The organism is Paraflavitalea devenefica, from assembly GCF_011759375.1.
Classification (GTDB): Bacteria; Bacteroidota; Bacteroidia; order Chitinophagales; family Chitinophagaceae; genus Paraflavitalea; species Paraflavitalea devenefica.
In genome coordinates this window covers 111523-136874 of sequence record NZ_JAARML010000007.1, presented here as the reverse complement: position 1 = coordinate 136874, position 25352 = coordinate 111523, and the positions used below count along the sequence as shown (strand labels likewise).

Sequence of the window (25352 nt, the reverse complement as noted above, 5' to 3'; positions counted from 1 at the left end):
TTTTAAGGATTACCATTCAATTTTTAAATTTTGAGCAGATGCGCTGGTCACATTATTCTTTCTGGCATATTGTAAAATTTTAAGTGCTTTGGGCATATTATCGCGGATATTCCTTGAATAGGCAGTCTGCTTTTCCAGGTCGTACGCATACATACTGGAAGTTGATTTCAATTGGATATAATAACTGGTAAGCTGCCGCACCACTACCTCCTTGTTCATATCCCTGGTAAGCCCTCTCTTTTCAAGGTCCTTCCAGTCATTAAGTGCATTGGTCTCCGCATCATGCTGGTATTTGAAGGTGAGCAACAGGGCAAGTTGGTCTTCTGTCAGGATGCGGCTGATATGCTGGTTCTCGTAATCCTTGCTGTCAAAAGGCGCCAGCGGGCTGATGCGCCATACTGAATCCCGCAGCCGGTTTAAAGTGAGCCCTTTATCCAGCAGGCTGTCTACCTGTGTATTCGTCAGCTTCAACAGCTTGCGCATCCTGACTGCCGCAGAGAAATAGCTGGCATTGATCAGGGCCCCGTCTTTATACAACGAACGTTCAATCAGGGAATCATACAAGTGGCAGGTCTGGTAAAAAATACTATCTCTTTTAGCGGGCCACTGGCTATACGTTTCGCTGGTCAGCGCCAGTTCATAATTCTTCTGATCGGCTAACCTGATCAGTTCATCGTGGCATTCTTTGGATGGTTTGTACTTTGCATACTGCCTTACTTCAGCCTGTGTCAGCAGGCGGGCCTGTCTTTGTATCTCATTTTTATACAGCCGTGCATAGATAGCTGTGTCGGCTACAAAACTGCGCAAAGCGGCCTCCATGCGTTCCGCCCTTGTCAGTTCTCTTCCCCGGCCCAGCCTGGCAAAGCGTTCAGCGATCTTTCCTTTTACCGTATCCGGCAACTTCTTAATAGCATCCAGTTGCCGCAGGTAATTGTACGCATAGGCGGCGCTAATAACACTGTCTGTTTTGTTGTGGATCACCGCATTGAGCTGGCTAACGGCTTGCAGGGTAGCTTGCGCAGTTATGGGCCGCTGTATCATATCGGCAATAATAAGCTGGTACCTGGCAAAAAGAAGATCGCCCAGCCCGGTGGCCGTTAAAGGGCCGGTCCGGTGGTATTGGGAAAGAGAGGCCAGATCTGCTGATGCCAGTGCCCGGGCCTTTCGGGCAATAAGCGTATCATTGTATTGTTTTACTTCGGCCAGCGCGTAGATCTTTTGCTCAAACCCGTTTTTGCGGGCGAGTATGACCGAATCTGGTTGCTGCTGGAGTATCATTTGAGTAACGGTGCTGTCCCTTTCCTGTAACAACCTCGCCAGCGCTGCCTGTTGCTGGTTGCTTAAAGGTGTTTGTTTATTGATCTCATATACCTTGCTTACGATAGATGGATTATAACCACTGATGAGTTCAGGTGCAATAGACTGGGCATGCGCTACAGTGGCAGGCAGGGTGCATACGATTAATACAGTTCGGAATAAGGCTTTCATGTTATAGTTATTTTAATTAAAACCATCGTCTTTCGCCGGTGGCAGTAACAATGAACGGACGTTCTTTCTTTTGTGAATACTCCGGTACCAGCAACAACAGTGCATTCATGGGGATAGCCGGAAACTCAAACTCCTTTGTATCGGCGCTGGCTACCCGCGTGCCTGCCTTTCTCCATTTGCCTCCCCACCAGTACAGCGTATACTTTTTACCGGTACGGAACAACAAATAGGGGTTTTGCTCCTTAATACGGATGGTACGGGTATGCAGGGTGTCGGGCTGCAGCACCAGGGTATTATCATAACCGGCAGCAATAGGCCAGCCGGCCGGCACCAGTTGACCTTTCACATAATACATCGGCAGGTAAATGGCCCCGCGCGACATATTGCTGAATACCGTACTGTTATTATTGATCCGGCCCCACCATACCGGCCGCCATTGGAAATAATTCCATACCGCTGCAAAGGCCAGTGATGTCCGCATACCCTTCAGGGCAAACAGCCTGGCGGCTATATCCTGCGTAACCCAGTATTCGGGTGTTACGTCCTTATAATTCTTTAGCCGCATAAAACCTTCCGGTATCTGGGAAGTATCGGCAAAGCTGGCGGCCACATTTTTTTGGCGGGAATAAGTGGTGCGGATCACCTTGGCGGGCTCCCTGCTTAAGGTGTCTACAAAACTTGCTTCGGCAGCATCAAAATGGTTCTTTACAGCAATCGTAGGATACGTATAATTCAGAAAATGCAACCCGCTGGCGGTTGACCAGGCCGGTATATAATCTATGCTGGCCGCATAACCATTGGCCCTTAATATCAGGCCTGTCAGGTCTGCAATATCTTCGCAGGCTCCTTTCTTCCGGTGCAGTAACTGCATGGCCCCTAATCTTGGCAAAGGCTCTTTCTTTTGTTCAATGCCATATACATTCGTGAACCATTTTTTAATATCGTTACCAATATCCAGGCAAAGTGTGTCGGTAATGCCGTTGGGCTGCGCAGGGTACAGGTTTTTGAACCGGCTGCTATAAAGACCGCGCCAGTTTTGCAGGGGTTCAAAGCTCATGCGGTAGGGTAATACATACTCGCAGAAATCGGTGAAGGAAATATGGCCTATGCTGTTGGCGCGCCAGCTTGCAAAAGCCCGCTCCACATTGTCAATTAAAAAAGCAGCTTGTATCGTATCAATATCCCGGTATACCACAGGCCGGGGAGATAACTTTTTATGTTGCCGCTTAAGCGCTTCGAATGCCTGTATGGAAGCCGCAAAATCCGGGTAGTCCAGCTCATTGTAGGCCACCTTACGGCCCAGGCTGTCTACCCAATAGTAACTGGCCGAATAATGGGCATCCATATTGCTCACCAGGAAATAAATAGCTTTCAATTGCAGGGAATCGCCTGAACGTTTGAAATGATCAATCGCCTTTTCCAGTTCGGCCCTGTGCCCGTTCGATTGCCGCAATACGGCTTCTACGCTGTCGGGATAGCGTTGCTGGCACAGGGAAGCCACGGGGAACAACAGGATCAGGTAATAACACAATCTTTTCAACATGATGCGCTTTAGGGATGGTTTAGATGGGTTAACAATAACGCTGCCTCTTTTTTAATGGCCTTGCTGCTGCTGTTCTCTATCCTTGCCGGCTGTTGCAGGATAATAGCCGCTGTTGCGGCGCTCTCTTTCGGGCGGCCGCACAACTGGTACAAAAGCATCAGCTCATACAAAGGCGTCAGCCGGGCAGGTTCCATATAATGCAATTGCTTAAATACGGCTTCTGCTTCTGTAAATCGCTGCCTGTCTTTATAGGCCCGTCCCAATTGGGTCAGTAAAGCCGGATCGGATGAATAGTGAAGGGCGTTTTGCAGCACCCCGATCGCACTATCTGTATGGCCCAGTGCCTGCCAGGCAGTAGCCTTATTCAGGGCATAAGCGGCCGACTGAGGTAATTCCACCTGTTTCGCCTGCAGCAGCGAAAGGGCCTGGGCGTATTGCTTCTTTTTGATAAGGCTGGTGGCTTTCCGGTTAGCGCTATAGTCGGTCATTTCAGCACGGGTATAATACAGCATACAGCCGCCGGCTATCCCTATCAATAAGGCCGCTGGCCGGTACCGGTGCAGTTTGGCGATGCCGCGCAGCGGTACCGAAAGGGTAGTGGGCTGTGCCGCTATAATGCCGGCATAAATCATAAGCATACAGGCGGCAGGCAACGCCATCAGGGTAAAATTGAACAGGCCCATCACGGCAAAACAAAGGACGCCTGCCTTTGCCGGCAGCAGCAATTCATTATCGGGCGGCCTGGCCCGGGAGGCATCACCGCGCGGTGCTTCCGGAACACCTGATTTGTTAATAAGAAACAGCGATACCAGGAAGGCTATCCATAACAGTAACTTCGGCAGGCCGCCTTCTATAAGCTGTTCCAGGTATTCATTATAAGGCATGTTCACAAAGCCGGCCACCTCCTTTTCAATGGCTGTACCCTGGTTACGGGAAAAATAGGCTGCCTGCCGGGAATTATATTCTTTTTCAAACAGCCCGGTGCCATAACCGGCAAACGGTCTTTCGGCTACCATCGAACCCGATAGTTTCCAGATCAGCAGCCTGCTGTAAGACGACCTCGACTTAGTAGCTACCAGTGCTGCCAGTAGCCCGCCGCATAGTAAGATGATGACTACTGCCAGGCTCCACCTGGGCAATTTTTTAAGCACTGGTATATAGGCATAACGTGCTGCCGGCTTGCGGTGCCAGAAAAAATAACCGGCAGCAAGGACGGCGCCAATAAAGGCGGTACGGCATTGCAGCAGTATAAGCGCTGCGGTTATACACAATAAAGTGGCCCATCCGAATAGTTTGTATCCTTTTCCCGGCATAGTCCATATCATATACAATAACAGGGGTACACATATCGCCAGGTACATAGCGGTAACATTCGGATTTACCCAGGTACCGGTTACCGGGAAAAAAGGATGTAAGGAGGGGAGAACACGGGCGCCTTGCAGCAGGCAGGTCAGTGATTGCAGGCCGGCTGTGGCCGCTATGAATACAATCAATGGCCGTACAGCCAGGCCCTTGTTTTCAACAAGCAGCCAGGTAACCAATAAAAACAGGCCCAGGCCCACGCACAACTCCACGCGCAGGGGAACTGCCTGCCTGGTCAGTAATCCCTGCAACAGCAGCACTAACAACCAGCCAGCGAAAAACAACACCGGGAGTGGAAGGCGGTTCACTGCCGGAGTTATATTGTTTGGTAAGGCCAGCAGGCCCCATCCTAACAGTAACAGGGCAATGGCTATTTGCAGGAAAAAATAAGCGGAGAGCGAAGCAGGACCATATAAAGGGATAGTAATTAAGGCAAGAGCAGGTACAATAGCAGTAATGAGTGCAAACAAGTAAGACTTGTACGACATACTCTTTTTCATATGACAGGTTCAGCGTTAGTTTAGGCTATTGTAATTTATTGAAAACCTGTCATATACCATCCTGCACTGTCCTGAAGTGGAGTGTTCCCTGCCGCCGGTTCAATCGTGTTATTAGAGAAAAATCGCTACCTTCTGCTCATGAAAAACATCCTTTTTTGCCTGCTGTTGCCAGCCTGTGTGGCGGCGCAGCCCTTGTCCGATTCTATAACCCGGAAAATAGACAGCGTTTTTAAAGTCTATACGGCTGTTACGCCGGGCTGTGCGGTAGCGGTAGTAAAAAACGGTGCAGTGGTTTTTCAGAAGGGATATGGCCAGGCTAACCTGGAATATGCGGTCCCCATTACGCCCAACACCATATTCCATATAGCCTCCGAATCGAAGCAATATGTGGCTTTTTGCATGTTGTTGCTGGAAAAGGAAGGCAAGCTTTCCCTCGACGATGACATCCGGAAACACCTTGATTATGTTCCCGACTTCGGACAAAAGATCACCATCCGTCATCTTATTTACCATACCAGCGGCTTGCGCGATCAATGGCAATTACTGGCCGCTGCCGGCTGGCAACTGGATGATGTCATCACACAGGAACATGTCATTAAATTGGTATCAAAACAAAAAGCATTGAACTTTAATCCGGGCGACGAGTGGATGTATTGTAATACGGGTTATACGCTCATGGCAGAAATTGTACGCAAAGTAAGCGGCCTCACATTGCGGGAATATGCCGCCAAACATATCTTTGAGCCATTGGGCATGAACGATACGCATTTTCACGACAACTACACGGAGATCGTTCCCGGCCGTGCCTATTCATATGGTCCCCGGCCAGACGGAAAGTTACAGCATGCTGTACTGAGTTATTCAACAGTAGGGGCCACCAGCTTGTTTACGACCGTGCTGGATGAAGTAAAGTGGCTGAACAATTATGAAACCGGTACAGTAGGAGGTAAAGACCTGGTAGAAAAAATGTACCAGGTGGGCGTGTTGAATGATGGCAGAAAACTGGCCTATGCTTTTGGGATAGGCATCGGCAAAAACAAGGGTTGGCAACAGATCGGCCATGGAGGAGGGGATGCAGGCTTCCGTACCTATGCCTGCCGTTTTCCGGAAAAACAATTAGGGATCGTTGTTTTTAGCAACTTCGGGGCGGCGAATGCACAAGGGCTTTCCAACCGTGTAGCCGATATATTTATAACAGAGGCCAACAAAGAAGAACCCAAACCGGCAGAGACGGGATTCACCGATAGTGTACTCCTGAAGAAATTGCCGGGGAAATATTATACTGAACGTGGTGACCTCGTTGAAATAATCTGGCAAAACGGTAAATTATGCAGGCGGAACACAATAGGTATAATATCCCCCGGAATCACCATCGTAGCAGAAGGGAACAACAGGTATAAAACATCGGAAGGGGTGTGGGTGCTGGATGAAAAAAATACCAGGCGCGATTCCATCATGGAGCTGAAAGTAGAGCTGCCGACTACCTTGTATTTTTACAAAAGACAACCCAAAACGGCACAGCAGGTTACGGGGGAGTTTGCCGGCAAATACTATGGCGCCGAAACAGAAGGCTTTTATCACATCACTTACAAAGACGGCCAGTTAACACTGGAACACCGCAAATATGCCAGTGTACCGTTAAAATACATAGCGCCCGACCAGTTTACCAGCCCGCACTGGTGGATGAACCATATTCGCTTTATCCGCGATCCCCAAAAAAAGATCATTGCATTTGAGATCAATTCCGGCAGGGTATTACACCTGCGGTATGACAGGATTTAATAGGATACTTTCTTATAAAAAAGGGTGAATACACTACCCGGTGAAAAATTGTTTACTTTTTTAATAATAAAGTAGACTGCCCCGGCATAGGGTCATTTTAATTTTAGTGAGTGCTTGAACAACTTGCCATCACTGAAAATAATTAAACCATGTGCCAGAATCACGGTGTCGCCTACCTTAAACCCGGCGAAGTAGCTGTACAGGAAATCGAATATCCCAAACTTGAGTTGGGGTCCAGGAAATGTGAACACGGTGTAATTCTTAAAATTGTTTCCACCAATATTTGCGGTAGCGATCAGCATATGGTGCGGGGGCGCACCACGGCTCCTGCAGGATTGATATTAGGGCATGAGATCACAGGCCAGGTGCTGGAAGTGGGCCGCGATGTGGAGTTTATTAAAGTGGGCGACCTGGTTTCGGTTCCCTTTAATATTGCCTGTGGCCGTTGCCGCAATTGTAAGGCAGGGCAAACGGGTATATGCCTTAATGTAAATCCGTCCCGTCCCGGCGCCGCATACGGTTATGTGGACATGGGCGGATGGGTAGGCGGCCAGGCCGAATATGTGATGGTGCCTTATGCTGATTTTAATTTGCTCAAATTCCCGGATAAGGACCAGGCCATGCATAAAATAAAAGACCTCACGCTCTTGTCCGATATCTTTCCTACCGGTTTTCATGGTGCGGTAACTGCAGGGGTTGCTCCCGGGGCCATCGTGTATGTTGCCGGGGCAGGCCCTGTAGGACTGGCCTGTGCTGCGTCCTGTCATCTCCTGGGGGCTGCGGTGGTGATAGTAGGCGATATGATCACAGAACGCCTGGAACAGGCTAAAAGCTTTGGCTGTGAAACGATTGACCTGCGCAGTAAAACGCCGTTGCCGGATGCCATTGCCGCCATCACTGGTTCGCCGGAGGTGGATAGCTTTGTAGATTGTGTAGGTTTCGAGGCCCGCGGTCATGGTACGGAAACCGGTACCGAACAGCCGGCTATTGTACTCAATACCGCTATGGCCATAACCCGTGCGGGGGGCGCTATTGGCATTCCCGGTCTGTATGTAACCGGCGACCCCGGCGCTAAAGAAGAAGCAGCCAAAGAAGGAAGCCTGCGCATCCGGATCGGGTTGGGTTGGGCCAAATCACATGCTTTTTATACCGGCCAGTGCCCCGTCATGAAATACCACCGCCCCTTGATGAACGCCATCCTTTTTGATAAAGTGCAGATCGCCAAAGCGGTAAATGTAGAAGTCATCTCGCTGAAAGACGCTCCACGCGGGTACCGGGACTTTGATAAGGGCGCCGCCAAAAAATTCGTCATTGACCCACATGGTATGATCATGAACTAAAATGCACCAGCATGAGATAAGGAGGCTGCCTCAATACTAATGGAGGCAGCCTTTTTTTATTGTTGGAGCACCTGTTATGGCGAAGACTAAGTAAAAAGCCTTACCAGTCATTAGCTGAATTCCATTAATACCCACAATCTTCCGGGAATCTCTTTTGTCAGGCATTCTATTAGCTTGTTTTCTTAAGGCGTGCCCCGGTACTGATTTAAAAACCTAATATCAGCTAATTACATGGAGAACCCCCTTTTAACGGTTGCAATTGTAGATGACAGCACTTTCATGCGTGAAAGCGCCCGCCTGCGCCTGTCCATCCTTGGTTATAAAGTGGTCATGGAAGCAGAGAACGGCCAGGAATTCCTCGACAAACTGGCCCAGAGCGATATCCCCGATATATGCCTGCTCGATCTCAACATGCCGGTTATGGACGGTTTCGAAACCGCCAGGAACCTGAAGAAGAACTGGCCGGCTATCAGGATCCTTTTCCATTCCATGGAGCGGATCGGTGAGGGCGCTTATGCCTGTTTTGGAGCAGATGGGTTTGTTGCGAAGGACGCTTCTGCCTTAGACTTTCGCAAGGCCTTATTAAGCATCGCAGGGCATCAACCGGTTGCCTGACAGGCGTATTTAGCTGCTTCTTACAACATTGAACTGTACTTCCAGCTCTTTTGGCTGGGGACTACAGGTGCCATCGGTGGTATACACGGGGCCTGAAAAACGTCCTTCGGCCGACTGGCCAACTGCCGGCCATTTGATGATCTGTACAGAAGCAGGGGAGTATTTTAGATCTCCTGTTCCACATGCAAAATAACTGTGTGCATAACCCAGCCATGCTCCGCCGGCATCCCCGATATTGATCCCGGCCTTTCCGGGCAGGATGATCTGTCCGCAGGGATAGTTGCCTGCACCACTGGCACTAACGGTAATAGCTACTTCGCCACTGCCGTCATTTCCCCTGATCAGCATGGCGTTGCTAAGCCCGGTGGCAATAACCTCGTCACCGAAAAAACCAAAAGGGATGCCTCCCAGGGTGCCGGTCATAAAATTCTCGCTTACTATTAGTCGTCCAAACAGGATCATTTTGCCGGTTTGTCTTACGCCCCCGGGTGCAGAAGGATCTTTAATCTTATTAAATCCTTCCACCTCCATGGTAACTACTACGGTCATACGGCCGTTTACCGCAGCAGGGGCTGTATAAAGGGCAGAATAGGCAAAGCCCTTCCGGCCGCCTTTAATAGCGTCGAGTGAACCCTGACCCTGGATAATTTTCCAGTTGCCCAGGGCTGTAAGGCTGCCATCCATTTCGGCGGTAATGCTTAAAGGAGCTAACAGGTCGTCCTCATCAACACTCACTACCCACATCTTTGATTTTTCGGTTGGCTTCAGTATCTCCTTCTCCATCTTCAATTCAAACCCTCCTGTTACTGTCCAGTCGCTGAAATGCGTAGTTTCTATCGTGAGTGTTTTTGCCTGCTTGTTTAACCAGGCAGGCTCCACTTTCCAATGACCGTTGGCATCCTGCCAGGATACGGTCATAAAATCCTCCACTGTTGTTGCCAGATCTGCATCATCGTATTTGAATACTACTTCGATGGGTTTAGCGAATACCGTTCCTTCGGGCAGCAAACGCCAGGCTACGCGTGAAGCATCGTCCTCATACAAGGTATTGGTAATGGGTTGTATGCTGAACGCTGTATTTACGGTCACAGCGCCGGGGGGAATCGTCATCTTCACCTTGCCATCAGGGCTGGAAAGTACTCCGCCCGCTGCGCCGATCATTTGGGTAGCGGGGGCGCCAGTAGTCACTCCCTTTTCAGTGGTAATAGGTTCAGTTGGCTGGCTGGTCTCCTGTCCTGTCCCCTTTTTGCAAGCGGTAAAATGAAGACAAAAAGCAAGGACAAGAAATAGTACGGTCATTGTTCTGATGAAGCAGGTGCTCATTTTCATGGCTTGTTCTTTTAGGCTTTTAAGGCCTAAAGTTGGGGATGATTTTATCGCCAACGCCTGTATGCCTGCCGAAATGATGAAGTAGCAGGGCTGAATGATTGTAACAATCGTTGAAATGTTACTCCGGTATATGATATTCCCGGCAGATCTCCTCATAAGTACGCTGCGCTACCCGTGCACCCTTCGTTCCACCCGGAATAATGATATACCGGAACTGGTGTAGGGTGGCAATGGATGTGTAAGTATTCCTGTCATTCACAAAACGGATCTGCAGGTTGCCGGGTGTAAGCCTGGCGCTCCAGGTATCAGTAGTCACGTTGCCTACATTATACGTGAGCTGGATGGGCAACTGTTGCACCACATTCGCAGGCCAGATAGAAATGGAATAGCCCAGCAGTTTACCAAACGTAAGCACCGTGCCGCTGTCAAGTACCTGCTGTGTAATGGCCGGGGCGCTCTTATTGTACTTGAATCCCCATACCCCAAATACGGTATCCTTGATATAGGGATTGGGTGTAAACCACTCGGAATAAGTAACATTGGCGGTGCCCGGAGGGCCTGCCGGGCCGGTATCGCCCTTTTTACAATGGGTCATTGTCATCGCGATGATGCACAAAACGGTTAGCAGGGAGCCTGTTTGCTTCATAAAATGGTATGTTTTAGTGGTGGTAGAGAAACCCCAAAACTACCCGGCGATCAGGCTCCCGCCAATACCTCAAAAGGGTTACCCGGTGGCGCTTTTCAACCCGCACATGCCTGCTATACAATAAAAATCGCCGGCACGAGGGCCGGCGATAAACTTACATTGCAAACCTTATTAATTATGAAAACAAACTGCTCAGTTGTTGCTTGCTTTGCTGTAACCAGTTCCGGTTCTGTGCTGGTTTGGTAACTGTTTCAAAATAGTCGATCGTACGGATCTTAACGCATATGGCTACCAATTCCTTGCTATTGCTACCAGCCAATGCTTCTACTTTGGTGGTACTATCAACGATAAAGGCGGTGCCAGTTACCTTGATATGATAAGGCATCCCTTTCTTAAAGAACTCCAACTTGGCGGGTAAGGTCGCATCAAACTCGGTGAGGGCCTGGGTAGGCCGCTGAATGATGAACCAGATCTGGTTGTCATCATCCATCTGCACATTATTAATAACGTGTACAGGTAATTTCAGCAATGATTCATTTTCCGTAAAGAACAAGGCCGAGCCCAATGCCAGGATCTGTTGTTTGAATTCGCTGGTTGATTCCAATGTGTCCGGTTGTGTGAAAAACTTAGTGATCATAATGTCCGTCTTTAAACTGTCCAGGTTTATGTTTTAATTGCTCTCGTGAACATGCCAGGTAAAACAAGGGCCGTACCAAAATGCAGGCAGTTGTAAATGAATAAATTAGGAGATAGGCCGCCCAAAAACCTTTCCCATTTCCGGAGAAGTTTTCCAAAAAGCATTTCTTTGTAACATGAGTCTATTACAACCAGCCCGTAAACAGGGGGACAAATTCCTGAACCCTGTACCTACCGGCGTGATGTCGGGCAGCATGGCCAAAGTGCTGATGGCCTACCTGTTCAATAAAAATGAATCGTTTCCCAAACACCTGCCGGGACCCTTTACCACGGATCTCCGTATCTACGACACACCACCGGCCACTGGTTTACGGATTACCTGGATCGGTCATTCCTCGCTGCTCATAGAAACAGACGGCCTGCGCATTCTCACCGATCCTGTATGGAGTTCCCGCGCTTCCTTTGCGGCTTTCCTGGGGCCCAGGCGCTTCTTTGCGCCTCCCATTGCCTTAAAAGACCTGCCGCCACTGGATGCCATCATTGTTTCCCACGATCACTATGACCACCTGGATGCGGCCACCATCCGTTGGCTGGCAAGCGGTAAAGTACCTTTTTACTGTTCCTTAAAGGTGGGACGCTACCTGGAGCAATATGGAATAGACAGGAAGCGCATCACGGAAATGGACTGGACCGGGCAGGTTACCATCGGGCGTGATTGTACCCTTACTGCGCTGCCTGCCCGTCATTTCTCGGGCAGGGGACTGCACAACAGGTTCCGCACCCTCTGGTCTTCCTTCGCTATCCGGAGCAGCCGCCACAACATCTATTATGGCGCCGATTCGGGCTGGTACAGCGGCTTTGCCGATATCGGGCAGGCTTACGGACCCTTCGATCTGACCATGCTGGAAATAGGGGCTTCCAATTCCTATTGGCCCGATATCCACATGGGGCCTGTTCATGCTGCGGAAGCACACCTCGCATTAGGGGGAAAGCTGCTCATGCCCATTCATTGGGGTACGTTTAACCTGGCCCTTCATGCCTGGAAAGAACCCATTCAAACGCTGCTCAAAACAGCCGCGGAAAAACATATCCGGTTGTTGGCGCCCCAACCCGGCGAACCCATCACCGTAACAGGGGAGGAGTATGTAAATCACTGGTGGGAGCAAGCCAGTGGTAAGTAGCAAGTGGCTAGTGGGGAATACAACCCGCCGCTTGCCATTGAGCGCTGACCACTTGCCACTCGCCAATTACCACTCGCCGCTATCTCCCTATCTTTGCAATCCTCCCTATTAGGGACGTAAGTTTCTACAGTAGTAAATCATGAATCTTGAAGCATCTAAAGGCTATTAACAAATATTTCTGGAAGTATCGCTGGAGACTGGTATTGGGTATCCTCTTCATTGTGGTGTCTAACTACTTTGCTATTCTCGCACCCCAGGTTACCGGCTATGTGTTTGAAGTAGTGCAACGTTCATTCGGCATAGCTGCGAAAGAAAAATTCCACCCGGAGTATGACTGGCTCGTCAACTGGTTCATTCGTTTTGCCGAACAATACAAAGGCATCTCCGTCGTAGCGCTGTGCGGTATTACCATCCTGGTGCTGGCCCTCATCCGCGGGATCTTCATGTTCCTCATGCGGCAAACCATCATCGTGATGAGCCGCCACATAGAATTCGATCAGAAGAATGAAGTGTTCCAGCATTACCTGAAGCTGGATATCAACTTTTATAAAACGCACAATACCGGCGACCTCATGAGCCGCATATCCGAAGATGTGAGCAGGGTGCGTATGTTCACCGGGCCGGCCATTATGTACCTGATCAACCTGGTTACCCTCATCGGGCTGGCGCTGTACTACATGGTCAAAAAAGATGAGCTCCTAACCTTGTATGTGCTGGCGCCGCTGCCTATACTGGCCATTACCATCTACGCGGTCAATAATGTTATTCATAAGCGTAGTGAGCACATACAATCACTGCTGTCCGATCTCACCACCAATGCACAGCAATCCTATTCCGGCATCCGCGTCATCAAGTCCTTCGTGCAGGAAGATGCTATGTTTGGTTTCTTTAATAAGAACAGCGAAGATTATAAACGCAATGCCATCGGGCTGGCCAAAATGGAGGCGATCTACTTTCCGTCCATGACGCTCATTATCGGCCTCAGTACCCTGTTCACCATCATGATCGGCGGCATTTATGCTGTCTATGGCAGCCATGATGTAACCATCAGCACGATCGCTGAATTTGTAATGTATATCAACATGCTCACCTTCCCGGTAAGCGCTATTGGCTGGACGGCCAGCATGATCCAGCGGGCAGCCGCTTCCCAGAAAAGGCTCAATGAGTTCCTGGATACGCAGCCTGTGATCAACAATCCTCCCCAACCGGTGATGCCTCCCATGGAAGGGCATATTGTATTTGACCAGGTGGATTTCGTGTATCCCAATACGGGAATACAGGCCCTGAAGCATTTCCACCTCTCTATCGGTAAGGGACAAAAGGTAGCGATCATCGGGCATACAGGATCGGGCAAGACCACCATCGCCCAACTGTTACTGCGCATGTATGATCCTACCCGCGGCTCCATCACCATTGATGGCGTACCAGTAGGTGAGATGGACCTGCAACACCTCCGTAAGCAGATCAGCTATGTACCGCAGGACGTATTTCTCTTCAGCGATACGATTGCCCACAATATTAGTTTCGGGCTGGGAGAAACGCCGGAGGCAAGGATACAGCAGGCTGCCCGTTATGCCAGCGTGGAGAAAGAGATACAGGGCTTTCACGGCGGGTATACCACGATGATCGGGGAGCGGGGTGTTACCCTCAGCGGCGGACAGAAGCAACGGATCTCTATAGCCCGCGCGCTGATCAAAGATCCGCAGATCGTCGTGTTTGATGATTGCCTCAGCGCCGTGGACGCCAAAACCGAAAAAGAAATACTCGGTAACCTCAGCCTGTATCTTAAGGATAAGACCGCTATCATCATTACGCATCGTATTTTTACTCTATTTGACTTCGATATGATCGTGGTATTGGAAGAGGGTACCATCAGGGAGATGGGTACACATAATGAATTACTGTCACGTAACGGTTATTACACTTATTTGTATGAGCAACAACAACAGGAGCGGGAAGGGCAGACTGACGAAAATGGCTAACGCAATTTATTTTGAATCATTCACTAATTAAGTGCCCGGAAATTTTGTCGGTTCCAAAACAATATTATATTTGTGCCTGCTTTTTTGTAGAATTGCCAATTATTAAACTGCAAAATTTAAATGACTGTGGCGTACGAAAACAATGACAAACGAATGGAAAGCGTTTACAGCAAACGCATCAGGGCCGGGAAAAGAAGAACTTACTTCTTCGATGTGAGAGCTACCCGCGGTAACGATTACTACATCACCATTACAGAGAGTCGTAAGAAATTCAATGAGAATGGTTATGACAGGCACAAGATCTTCCTGTACAAGGAAGACTTCAACAAGTTCCTGAAAGCATTGACTGAAGCGGTGGATTATGTGAAAACTGACCTGATGCCCAACTTCGATTTCGACGCCTATAACCACGACCAGGTGGCTGAAGGTGAAGATGTTGCTGTAGACACGGAGAGCGTAGAGGGGGTAGAAGAAGTGATCGCCGTTGTAGCCACAACAGTTACTCCTTCCACCAACGGAACAGTAGCCGACGCCGGTGATGAAGTAGACAAATGGTAAACATGTACAACCTACAATAGTAAAAGCTCCCTCCCGGGAGCTTTTTTTATTTCCTTTATTTCCCGCAGCGTCTCCCGAAGGGGACTCTGCGGCACAGCAAATTACTTTTTATCCTTTTCTTCTCCCTGAGGGATGATCGGTTGCCTTGGCTGTGCTTGCTGCCGGTTGTCCGGGACAAACAGCCTGCTGGCATTGGGCATGGCGGCCACGGCCTTTTTATCAGGCGCCAGGCAGGGCATATTATCCGGTGTAAGGGTATACACTTTCCCCCTGGAGGTATTGTGTGAATACGTAGCGGTCACCAGTCCGCCGCTGTGCAACCTTTGTGCTTCCAGTAATTTCCGGTACTGTTCCACCTTACTGGTGTCCTGCGAAGGCAGCACAAGGCCTTTAACGGACGGTGATACATACAACCACCGCGGGTTCTTCCACTTTTTCTGTAGATCAGATGAAAGAGGCTGTTGGGCCACCGCGAGGGCTGCCAGCGGCAGCAGCAGGACTAAAAGGATACCATGTTTCATACAAAGGCTTTTAGGCTGGATGCACAAAATGCCGGGTTTACACAACTATTGCCGCATTTTTTTCCAGGCATTAATAAGGCCGTTGGTAGAAGCGTCATGCCCCTTTACGAGCTTATCGTGTTCCAGTTCCGGCAGGATATTATTAGCCAGTTGTTTACCCAGTTCCACACCCCACTGGTCAAAGCTGAAGATATTCCAGATGACGCCCTGCACAAAGATCTTATGCTCATACAAAGCAATCAACTGACCCAGTGTATAAGGGGTGATCTTCTTCACCAGTATGGAATTGGTGGGGCGGTTGCCGGTGAATATTTTGAAAGGCGTCAGCGCGTCTATTTCCTTTTCGCTCTTGCCGGCTTTTTCCAGCTCCAGTTCCACTTCCTTACGGCTTTTTCCATTCATCAGGGCCTCTGTCTGGGCAAAGAAATTAGACAGCAGCTTGGCATGGTGATCCCCGATAGGATTATGGCTGATGGCCGGTGCAATAAAGTCGCAGGGGATCAGGACAGTACCCTGGTGGATCAACTGGTAAAAGGCATGCTGCCCGTTGGTGCCGGGCTCGCCCCAGATTACGGGACCGGTAGCATAATCCACCGGCTTCCCTTTGCGGTCTACGCTCTTACCATTGCTTTCCATATTGCCTTGCTGGAAATAAGCGGCAAAGCGGTGCAGGTACTGATCGTAGGGGAGGATGGCTTCTGTTTGTGATCCATAAAAATCAGTGTACCATAAGCCCACCAGGGCCATGATCACCGGAATGTTTTTATTAAAAGGGACAGACCGGAGATGGTTGTCTATGGAATGGCCGCCTTTCAGCAACTGTTCAAAATTATCATAGCCGATGGTAAGGGCGATAGACAGGCCGATGGAGCTCCACAAAGAATAACGGCCGCCCACCCAATCCCAGAAACCAAACATATTGGCTTTGTCAATGCCAAATTTGATCACCTCTTTCTCATTGGTGGAAAGGGCCGCAAAATGTTTGGCGATATGGGCCTCATCACCGGCTGCCTGCAGGAACCACTGACGGGCCGTATGGGCATTCGTCATCGTTTCCTGGGTGGTAAACGTTTTGGAGGCGATGAGGAAAATCGTTTCTTCTGCATTTACCTTCTTCAGGGTTTCTGCAATATGGGTGGCATCCACATTGGATACAAAATATACCTGCATGCCTTCCAGCCAGTAGGGTTTCAGTGCTTCTGTTACCATATAGGGTCCCAGGTCGCTGCCGCCGATACCGATATTCACAATATAACGGATCCGCTTACCTGTATAGCCGGTCCACTCGCCGCTGTGTACACGGTTGCAGAATCCCCGCATTTGTTGCCATACGCGTTGCACATCGGGCATTACATCCTTGCCTTCTGTATATACCGGCTGACCGGAGAAGTTACGCAGTGCGGTATGTAATACTGCCCGTCCTTCTGTAGCATTGATGGTATCGCCGGAGAACATGGCGGCAATCGCTTTGTCCAGTTCACATTCTTCGGCCAGGTCCAGCAACAACTGTATCGTTTTTTCGGTGATCCTGTTCTTGGAGTAGTCAAACAAAATATCCTCTACCTGCAGGGAGAACTTCCGGAAACGCTCAGGATCTTCCGCGAATAATTCCCGCAGATGGGTACGGCTTATTTTCTTATAATGATCTTCTAACTTGCGCCAGGCCTTGGTACGATGTGGTTTGATGGTTGGTAACATATCACATTAGATTGATTTCAAAAATAAACAAAGCGTTTTGAATATTCCCCTTTATAAGCGGATAAGTGCTAACCTGTAGAATGCTAAAATACCCGGTCCGGCTGTTGTTTAGAAGAAAAAATAGTACTTCCTTCATAGTGCGCCTTATTCTTTTCGACTGTTGTAAGGCTCGCCTGGCCCTCAACCGAGTGCTCTTATTCTAGTTTTTTACAGGTGTAATTGTTATAATAAGCTCATTATGTTTAGTAGCATTGGGTGGTCTCCGGACCGCCCTTTTTTATGCCCTGGTTCGTGTCCTCACGAACCGGCAATCTTCTCAATCACCTCCACTGTATACTCCACCATCGCTGCAGTAACATCCAGGTGCAATACCATGCGTAACTGGGTTGGTGAAATAGCAATCGCCAGGATATTATTTTCCTTCAACCGCGCCGCCAGTTGTGCGGCCTGCCAGCCTTCTTTGATCTCGAAGATCACAATATTCGTTTCCACCGGTAAGATGCGGGCTGTAAAAGGCGCTTTGGCCAGTGCGGCTGCCAGGAGGCGGGCATGCTGGTGATCAGTTGCCAGCCGGTCTACCTGGTTTTCCAGCGCATAAATGCCGGCGGCAGCCAGGTAACCTGCCTGCCGCATGCCACCGCCAAATACCTTACGGATGCGCCTGGCTTTCTTAATAAAAGCGGCTCTGCTGATAAGGATACTGCCTGCCGGGCAGCCCAATCCTTTATTGAGGCAAACCGAAATGCTATGGAATAAAGCGCCATGCTGCCGGGGCGATTCCCCGCGTGCTACCAGGGCATTGAATAAACGGGCGCCATCAAGGTGCAGTTGCAAGCCATGCTCATCACATACCTGCCTGATGGCTTCAACAGCCGTCAGGTCGTAGCAACTGCCGCCACCGCGGTTGGCGGTATTCTCCAGGCATACCAGGGAAGTGCGGGCCTTGTGCACGTCATCGGGATTGATGGCCTGCAATACCTGTTCGGCCGTGATCCTGCCGTATGCGCCGTCCAGCAACCTTACCTGGGCGCCTGCATTGAAGGCAATGCCGCCACCTTCATATTGGTACACATGGGCTGTTTGATCACAGATCACTTCATCGCCGGGTTGTGTATGTACTTTAATGGCTACCTGGTTCGACATCGTGCCGGTAGGACAATACAGCGCGGCTTCCATGCCAAACAGGCTGGCTGCCATCGCTTCCAGCTTATTAACAGTAGGATCTTCTCCAAAAACATCATCGCCTACGGGGGCGCTCATCATGGCCTCCAGCATAGCGGGCGTAGGACGGGTTACAGTATCAGAGCGAAGGTCAACTATCATAGATCATTCAAAGTTAGTTGCGAATGTACTGCACATTGCATAAAAAATAACCGCCCGGGTTTTCCCGGACGGTTATTAATTGAAGAAGTTTAAAAACTATTTCTTTAATATCCGGTATACATGCCGCTCGTCATTAACCGTCACATACAGTACATACAGGCCTGTTGCAGCAGCAGGAATATGCACCTGTAAATAGTGAACGCCTTTTTCCAGGTTGCGCCTGCCGGTGAACCCGGGCGCTTCCAAACGCCGTCCCTGCAGATCAAGCAGGCTGAATTCTGCCATACTGTTCCTGGGTAATTGCAGCATCAGCGTGGATTCATTGGTAAAAGGATCGGTGGATAACCGGATGGCGGAAATGGTACAACTGTTCACGGTGATGATGGTAGAATAAACAGGTGTACCGTTCTCATTAGTGGTCTTTAACCGGTAATACATAGTGCCAGGCAAAGGTGACTGGTCAACCCAGGTATAGTTGCCGGATGCGTTGCTTTTAACCGTACCTGCCGGTGAAAAATTCATCCTGTCATGGCTCCGCTCTACCACAAAATCGGGTTGGCTGGGCGTGGCAGTAGTCCATTTCAATTGTACCGACTGGTCCCGGCACAATCCGGAAAATGCTTTCAGTTGCAGGGGTAAAGCAGTATTCGTGGATACAGAGGCCAATGTAAAATAAGGCCTGCTGGTGAACTGGGCAGCAGATACAGTAATGGTGGCAATGCCCGACCCGGCATTAATGGTGATAGTAGGTGTATTAAGTATCGTTGCATTGCTGAAATCGCCATCTGCATCTACCAGCAGCCGCAGGTCGCCTGCATTCAGGGGAAGGTACCCGGTGGTGATCGAATTGAAATTAAATTCCAGCTTCACACTGGTATTGGTAAAATTGGTCTTTTGCACCAGCCATTCCCGCAGGATGCGGCAGCAAATACCGGCCGGCTTTTCTGCAGTGGATACGGGATAACTGTCCAGCGGCGAACCATTATTGCTGCCTACCATAAAGAAGGAGCGGTCGCCGGCGGTGAAAGTACCATTGTTGGCTTGCTGATTGGTTTGCTTACTGCTGCCAATATAAATGGTGAGGATGTCCTGGGAAGTAGAAGTACTCTTGGACTGCTTTTGCGATAAAGCGCTGATATCATCCCGGGCAATGCCGATGATATTGTGATTATAAGCGGCATTGGTCGACCGGTTCCATACAGTGACGCCATTGGAGGCAAGGTAGTTGTGTTCGAGGGTAACGCCATACTTAATACCCAGGTAAGATTCTACTTTCTCGCGGGTAGTAGTGCCATGGGAAGTATTGGCATAGGTAATGATCTCGGCAATGCTTCCATCATAGTACTCCCGGTCGGCGGTTCGCTGGTATCCCAACGCGTTGTTGGCGTTGGACGAAGTGCGTACCACACTTGTACGTGTACCAATGGAACCTCCGGACCGGAAAGTTTCACGTCTGTTATAATTATAATCAAACGTTAGCATGCAGGGCCTATCAACGGCCCATATATTTTGAACAACCAGATCATTGATACCCCAACTGTCATTAACAGAATAGTTGCTCCTTACGTCAAAGGCATTAAAATTATTGGTGCCGGCCTCTCCTGCAAACAGGAATTTCCCGGGCGTGGTGAGGTTATTGACGCCTGGTACGATCACCGCATATGCCTCGTAGGGATTGTTGCCGGCAGAGAGGACGCCGTTGTCATCAATGTCCATAAAATCCGCATCATCATCCTCCTGACCGGCTTCATCAAAATCGACCACGGGATTAAAGTTGAGGTTATTGGTGCTGTTGTCGTAATACCTGGGACGGTTGTCATTATCGCCATTGGCGGCATCACGGCCATTGCCTGACTGATCGGACCAGGTGCTCAACGTGTTATTATTGGTTGTAGTGGAAGTGCCGGCATTGGCTTTTACCCAAAAGCTGGCATTGGTAATGCCGCCGGGGGCAATGGAGCAATCGGCCATCTCGCGTAAACCCGATGGAGACGTGGTGGTGGGTGTCCGGGCAACGCCTCCCACCGTTATCTGCGTACATTGGGCATCAAAATCATTGCCTGTAGGTGTGCCGGGGTTAATATCATAAGCTACCCAAAAATAATTGGTGCCGGTAACCAGCGCCTGTGAACCGGAAACAGTAATGGTGCCGGAAGCCGGTGTGGCGAAGGCAAACTCATTGATTGGTGCAAAAACCGAAGCATTACCGGTGTAATAAATGCGGATGTTGTAAACATTACCGTTGGTAGTGGTGCCATTCATCCTGATGTTGAAAGATGTCACATTCAAAGGGGGGGAACATGAACTGGTTACTATCTGTATACCGATAATGGGTTGTTGCAGGTTATTGCATTTCGATATGGGATCCGTGGCAGCCTGGGTGGTGGTAGATGAAGTGTAAGTCATGCCATTGGGTGTCCACCGGTAAATGGTGCCATTGGCAGGCTTTTGATTCAGGTTGTTGTTGGCTGTGCCGTAAGCTGCGGTGGCGCTGGCGCTGTAACCGCTCACAGAATAGAAGTCGGTGGCGGAAGAGCCGCCGCTGATACCAATAGAGGCTGATCCATTGTTTACGGCAGTGCCATTTTGTGTATAATGAAACTCAATTACATTGGTGGTCTCATACAGTTTTGCCTGGAATGATATTACCCAGCCCGATGCCTGATAGTCCCAGCGCATGGAGATCCATTCAACAGTGAGCACCCGGTTGGGTGCTGTTCCCGTCACAGAATAAGTAATGCCGTTGGAGGCTGTCCGCAAGTCATCCCACAGGGGTGCAATGACCGGCCCGCTGCCGGTAGTGTTCATTGCATTGGTGGGAAGAGCGGTTATGCTGTTGTCGCCTAAGCTTAACCATCCATTGGTGCTTGCTTTGAATTGTGTGTAGGTATTGCAACCATACGAGAACGAAAAACCAATGTCGGCAACATTCGTTACGCCGTCATCTGATGATCCGCTAAGGATGGTTGTTGGATTGGTAAGAGCGGTAAACGTACCGCTGTGGGTGGAGAAAGTGTAGCTTAATTGGCCACTTACTTTAAAGCTGTATAAACAGCAAAACAAGGATAAAAGCAATACAGTTAGTCTCCACTGATGTAGAGGTCTTTCCATGGGATTGGGTATTTAGGGGGTTTCCTGTAATGTGGGGGTCAGGTCACATTACTTATATATAAAACGTTTTAGCACCTTACAGATTGTCTTCCGCATATTAAAAAATGATTATACCGGTTTGACCTATGTGTTATACCAAGCAGTTGAGTCTTTTATATAGATTACTATAGTAGTTATTCATCAACGTTGTAACATCATGCATGTGTTTTATAGTTTGATATTCATCAAAACGCGTAGATGCTGTAACGGGTGCACCGCAATTCTACGATGTGTTAATTCCCGTTATAAACGTGCCTGTATATATATTGTGCGATGACCCTGGGGTTCTATTTCCTTTGTATCGCTTTTAGCAGGGTGCTGGTTGCATCCCGGTTTTTTTTAACGTTCCGTTAAACCTATGTACCTGATCACCTTCTAATCACTACATCAGCACAATTAATTAACTCATAAAAGTTTCCTCATGAAATCATTATTCAAGGCACTGATCGGTGCAGGGCTTTGTATTGCCCTTTTCTCCATCACCTCCTGTAAAAAGGATAATAGTGAACAGGCTGCTGCCGTCAATGAAGAAGAAGCGGCTGTCATCAGCCAGGAAAATGCAGAAGCAGAAGCGGAATATGATGATGCCGCTGAAATAGGCATGGCTGCGGGCGCCGACCTGGAAGTAGCGCTGCAATCTGCTAATAATACAGGTAGTGTGAACCTCGGCGCACGGCTTGAATTATTTGCCGATCTGTATTTCAAGATAGGACCTTGCGTTACGATTACAGTAAGCCCCAACGACACCACATTTCCTAAAACAATTACCATTGATTACGGCAGCGGCTGTATATGCCGTGACGGAAAATTAAGGAAGGGCGCTATCATACTTCATTATACAGCGCCTTTACGTCGCCCCGGCGCTGTACTTACCATTACCTTCCGGGATTATTTTGTAAACAGGAAACACATTGAAGGTGTTAAGACCATTACCAACCTGAGCGCAGACGGTGCTGTTAAATATTCAGTACAGGTGCAGAATGGCAAAATATCCTGGCCCAATGGCAGGGGATTCACCTATGCCGGTATCAAAACAGTTACCCAGGTGCAGGGCATGGATACAAGAACCGTAAGGGATGATGTGTATACCATTGAAGGAAGGTCTGAAACAACCTATGCCAATGGCATCACCGTGGTGAAGAATACAGAAACGCCACTTGTGAAACCAGTGGCCTGCCATTGGATCGTACAGGGGGTACTGAAGATAAAGATCAATAATGCGGCTTTCTATATTGATTTTGGTGCCGGAGACTGCGATAATAAAGCACTCCTTACCAATGTACAACTGAATAAAACCATTGAAATCACCCTTCCATAAGTATAGTGGTCTGGAAAACGAAGAGCCCGCCTGGTAAACAGGGCGGGCTTATTTTTTGATCACACCGGTGATCTTGAGTAAGATATAGATATTGTAACCGGGCACAATGGAGGCCCAGCCGGGCTGGCCTGCCTTTTCAAAAATATGCCACAATAAAGCAATAACGAATACAATAACAAATACCTGGAGGGTTAAAGTAAGTAACATAATAGGGTACGGATTTAGTTGAAGACAATATAGTGGCCCCCCTGCGCTTTTGCAAGCGATACTACCGTATTTAAATTATTGTGTGCTGTAAAAGAAAAGTCAGCGCCTTCACAATGCAGGCTCCTCGTACAATTCCAGTGGTAATCCGTCGGGATCGGCAAAAAAAGTATAACGTCTGCCGGTATGCTCATCCGTCCGGATGGGTTCAACAGTTACTTCTTTTGCAGTAAGCCAGGCTACTGAAGCATCCAGGTCTTTCACCGCAAAGGCAAGGTGCCGTAATCCGCATGATTCAGGACGGCTGGGACGGGGTGGGGGATCGGGGAAGGAGAACAATTCTATCAGGTAATGGCCGTTCAGGTTCAGGTCCAGCTTATACGATTGCCGGGCTGCCCGGTATACTTCCTGCTGTACCGTAAAGCCCAATATGGCTGTATAAAACTTTTTGGACCGTTCATAATCCGAACAGATAATCGCAATGTGGTGTACTTGTTGTAAGGCTAACATGGCGCGAAGATACGATGCCAGTATTCAGAATCCAGTATCCAGAAGCGAATGCAGGAAGAGCCAGTAACTACCTTACCAGCGTTCCTTCCACCAGCGCTTCCTGTATCTTCTGCCAGCGGTTATCCGGCAGTTCCTTTTCAGCGCTGGCAAAAAAGGCACGGAAAATAGGGGTAATGGTTGTTTTTTCAATGGCCCGTAACCATTCAATGATCTCCGTATTATTCATGCCGCGTATGATCCATTTGCTGAGGGCTGCCAGGTCTTTAGATGGCAACTGGGCCACAATCTCTTTCTCCAACCCCAGTAATGCGGTATCGCTGTAGTGACGCCACAGGATATCATTGATCAGCTTGTCTTCCCGCATCATATGGTCAAGATGAGTGATCACGAAGGCGGTAAATGCCTGCTGGATGAGTTTGCCTGCCGCTGTTTTTTCTTCCCTGCCGGAAGCCCGGTAATAAACCTGCATCAATCCCTGCAACTGTTGTATCTGTACGGCATGAGACTGGTACTGCTGTTTAAAAATGCTTGTTAAAGCAGCATTATACTCTTTAATAAAAGGGAATAAAAAACGTTCTACGTATTGTGCATGCCGGCTGAAATAATACAAAGCCTTATCAATTCTTTCCAGTGTTTGTATGGCTTCGGCCGCCGGTGCAAAATCAGTTTGCTGTACCTGCATCGCTGTATCGTATAAAAAAGCCCTTAACCCCTTGTGCACCTGATTGAAAATATTGTAGCGTTCCATAGTATATACGAATATTTCTATTGGTCCAAATATCCGGTGTTGTAACAATTATTTAAATGGGTATTGGTATGAATTGCGACAATAGGGGCCTGATATGTCGGAATAAAAAAACGGGACCCTGGAAAAGGCCCCGTTGTACGCTGTAAAAAATACTTCCTTTAGGAAGCCTGACGCCTGACAAAATCTTCCAGGATAATATCAGTTACCCCGTCATGACGCTTAATGCTCATTTTGGTAGGATAATAACCTGTTTCACGGAACTTCGCCGGTTGTGGTATAGGGCGGCTGAAGTTTTTGGTGGTATCAATAAATGCTTTGGTGATCATGGGTTCCATAAAAATTACCTTGCCATCATAGCTGCCATAAATAAATGTTTGTGTAAAGATCTGTCCGCCGCTCAATTCCCCGGAAGTGGGATCGAGCCAGTGCTTGCCCATTTTCGGAACGCCTGGTGCAGGCGCTATATGACCGGCAGGAAGATAAGCGGGATCCGGATGGTTGTTCATGGCAGGTCCCTCTACAATAGCGTCCACTTCTGCAGGTGACGTAAAGTAATAATGGAAATCGAAGTGCGGCAACATATACATAGGGCCTTCATGACCGCTGGGATTCCAGTCGAGCAGCACATGGTTGAAGGGGGTATTATGTTTAGGATGCAGGGACAGTACCAGGTGATTTTGATGATTACCATGATCGGAATCAATGGGCACGCTCTTCAGGGCTGCATCCGTGACCGTGATGGCCAGTTGTTTTGGGGTACCATCTGTATTTACCTTTGTCCAGGTAAAAGCCTTGCCGTCGTGAAGCTGTACTACTGCTCCTCTTAAAATACCGTCGTCCTCTTTGTCTTTTTTGCAGGCGGTCGCCAATGCTGCCACTGCCAGGCAGCTCAAAAACACTTTTTTCATTGATAATTAT

General features: G+C 48.9%; 21 protein-coding genes. 7 read left to right on the top strand and 14 right to left on the bottom strand.

The window, feature by feature from the left end:
• Positions 1 to 9: 9 nt before the first annotated feature.
• From HB364_RS29550 to HB364_RS29540, 3 genes are read right to left on the bottom strand one after another with little or no spacing between them, the layout of a single operon-like run.
• Positions 10 to 1488 carry a hypothetical protein gene (locus tag HB364_RS29550; protein WP_167292042.1) on the bottom strand — a complete coding sequence of 493 codons (1479 nt, stop codon included), beginning with the start codon at positions 1486 to 1488 and terminating at the stop codon, positions 10 to 12.
• Positions 1489 to 1504: 16 nt separating this feature from the next.
• Positions 1505 to 3031, bottom strand: a complete 1527-nt coding sequence (locus tag HB364_RS29545) for a transglutaminase domain-containing protein (RefSeq protein WP_167292041.1) — start codon at positions 3029 to 3031, stop codon at positions 1505 to 1507.
• 8 nt (positions 3032 to 3039) lie between these two features.
• Positions 3040 to 4893: an O-antigen ligase family protein gene (locus HB364_RS29540; protein WP_167292040.1), complete on the bottom strand. Its 1854-nt coding sequence runs from the start codon at positions 4891 to 4893 to the stop codon at positions 3040 to 3042.
• Positions 4894 to 5031: 138 nt separating this feature from the next.
• Here HB364_RS29540 and HB364_RS29535 point away from each other — a divergent pair, with 138 nt between their 5' ends.
• From HB364_RS29535 to HB364_RS29525, 3 genes are all read left to right on the top strand, one after another.
• Positions 5032 to 6675, top strand: a complete 1644-nt coding sequence (locus tag HB364_RS29535; protein ID WP_167292039.1) for a serine hydrolase domain-containing protein — start codon at positions 5032 to 5034, stop codon at positions 6673 to 6675.
• Positions 6676 to 6824: 149 nt separating this feature from the next.
• Positions 6825 to 8015 carry a formaldehyde dehydrogenase, glutathione-independent gene (gene fdhA / locus HB364_RS29530; protein ID WP_167292038.1) on the top strand — a complete coding sequence of 397 codons (1191 nt, stop codon included), beginning with the start codon at positions 6825 to 6827 and terminating at the stop codon, positions 8013 to 8015.
• Between the two features lie 231 nt (positions 8016 to 8246).
• Positions 8247 to 8630: a response regulator gene (locus tag HB364_RS29525; protein ID WP_167292037.1), complete on the top strand. Its 384-nt coding sequence runs from the start codon at positions 8247 to 8249 to the stop codon at positions 8628 to 8630.
• A gap of 9 nt (positions 8631 to 8639) precedes the next feature.
• On the opposite strand, the gene HB364_RS29520 is transcribed toward HB364_RS29525, so the two are convergent.
• From HB364_RS29520 to HB364_RS29510, 3 genes are all read right to left on the bottom strand, one after another.
• Positions 8640 to 9959, bottom strand: coding sequence for a hypothetical protein (locus HB364_RS29520; RefSeq protein WP_167292036.1), 1320 nt, complete (start codon positions 9957 to 9959; stop codon positions 8640 to 8642).
• A 118-nt stretch (positions 9960 to 10077) separates the two neighbouring features.
• Positions 10078 to 10605, bottom strand: a complete 528-nt coding sequence (locus HB364_RS29515) for a hypothetical protein (RefSeq protein ID WP_167292035.1) — start codon at positions 10603 to 10605, stop codon at positions 10078 to 10080.
• A gap of 175 nt (positions 10606 to 10780) precedes the next feature.
• A complete protein-coding gene (locus HB364_RS29510) occupies positions 10781 to 11242 on the bottom strand; it encodes a hypothetical protein (protein WP_167292034.1) in 462 nt (153 codons plus the stop codon).
• Between the two features lie 175 nt (positions 11243 to 11417).
• Here HB364_RS29510 and HB364_RS29505 point away from each other — a divergent pair, with 175 nt between their 5' ends.
• From HB364_RS29505 to HB364_RS29495, 3 genes are all read left to right on the top strand, one after another.
• Positions 11418 to 12422: an MBL fold metallo-hydrolase gene (locus HB364_RS29505; RefSeq protein ID WP_167292033.1), complete on the top strand. Its 1005-nt coding sequence runs from the start codon at positions 11418 to 11420 to the stop codon at positions 12420 to 12422.
• 146 nt (positions 12423 to 12568) lie between these two features.
• Positions 12569 to 14404: an ABC transporter ATP-binding protein gene (locus HB364_RS29500; protein WP_167292032.1), complete on the top strand. Its 1836-nt coding sequence runs from the start codon at positions 12569 to 12571 to the stop codon at positions 14402 to 14404.
• Between the two features lie 120 nt (positions 14405 to 14524).
• Entirely contained in the window at positions 14525 to 14962 is a 438-nt protein-coding gene (locus HB364_RS29495) for a DUF3276 family protein (protein WP_208420142.1), read from the top strand.
• A 101-nt stretch (positions 14963 to 15063) separates the two neighbouring features.
• On the opposite strand, the gene HB364_RS29490 is transcribed toward HB364_RS29495, so the two are convergent.
• The 4 genes from HB364_RS29490 to HB364_RS29475 form a co-directional block, all read right to left on the bottom strand.
• Positions 15064 to 15483, bottom strand: coding sequence for a hypothetical protein (locus HB364_RS29490; protein ID WP_167292030.1), 420 nt, complete (start codon positions 15481 to 15483; stop codon positions 15064 to 15066).
• A gap of 45 nt (positions 15484 to 15528) precedes the next feature.
• Positions 15529 to 17181: a glucose-6-phosphate isomerase gene (pgi, locus tag HB364_RS29485; protein WP_167292029.1), complete on the bottom strand. Its 1653-nt coding sequence runs from the start codon at positions 17179 to 17181 to the stop codon at positions 15529 to 15531.
• A gap of 297 nt (positions 17182 to 17478) precedes the next feature.
• Complete coding sequence (gene ltaE, locus HB364_RS29480; protein WP_167292028.1) at positions 17479 to 18504, bottom strand: low-specificity L-threonine aldolase; 1026 nt, start codon at positions 18502 to 18504, stop codon at positions 17479 to 17481.
• Between the two features lie 96 nt (positions 18505 to 18600).
• Positions 18601 to 21615, bottom strand: coding sequence for a BNR-repeat neuraminidase N-terminal domain-containing protein (locus tag HB364_RS29475; RefSeq protein WP_167292027.1), 3015 nt, complete (start codon positions 21613 to 21615; stop codon positions 18601 to 18603).
• Between the two features lie 460 nt (positions 21616 to 22075).
• On the opposite strand from HB364_RS29475, the gene HB364_RS29470 reads away from it, so the two are divergent.
• Positions 22076 to 22972 carry a hypothetical protein gene (locus HB364_RS29470; protein WP_167292026.1) on the top strand — a complete coding sequence of 299 codons (897 nt, stop codon included), beginning with the start codon at positions 22076 to 22078 and terminating at the stop codon, positions 22970 to 22972.
• 48 nt (positions 22973 to 23020) lie between these two features.
• Here HB364_RS29470 and HB364_RS29465 read toward each other — a convergent pair whose 3' ends face one another.
• The 4 genes from HB364_RS29465 to HB364_RS29450 form a co-directional block, all read right to left on the bottom strand.
• Positions 23021 to 23179, bottom strand: a complete 159-nt coding sequence (locus HB364_RS29465; protein WP_208420141.1) for a hypothetical protein — start codon at positions 23177 to 23179, stop codon at positions 23021 to 23023.
• A 108-nt stretch (positions 23180 to 23287) separates the two neighbouring features.
• A complete protein-coding gene (locus HB364_RS29460; protein ID WP_167292025.1) occupies positions 23288 to 23686 on the bottom strand; it encodes a VOC family protein in 399 nt (132 codons plus the stop codon).
• Positions 23687 to 23753: 67 nt separating this feature from the next.
• Entirely contained in the window at positions 23754 to 24434 is a 681-nt protein-coding gene (locus HB364_RS29455; RefSeq protein WP_167292024.1) for a hemerythrin domain-containing protein, read from the bottom strand.
• Between the two features lie 158 nt (positions 24435 to 24592).
• A complete protein-coding gene (locus HB364_RS29450; protein WP_167292023.1) occupies positions 24593 to 25342 on the bottom strand; it encodes a hypothetical protein in 750 nt (249 codons plus the stop codon).
• Positions 25343 to 25352 lie beyond the last annotated feature (10 nt).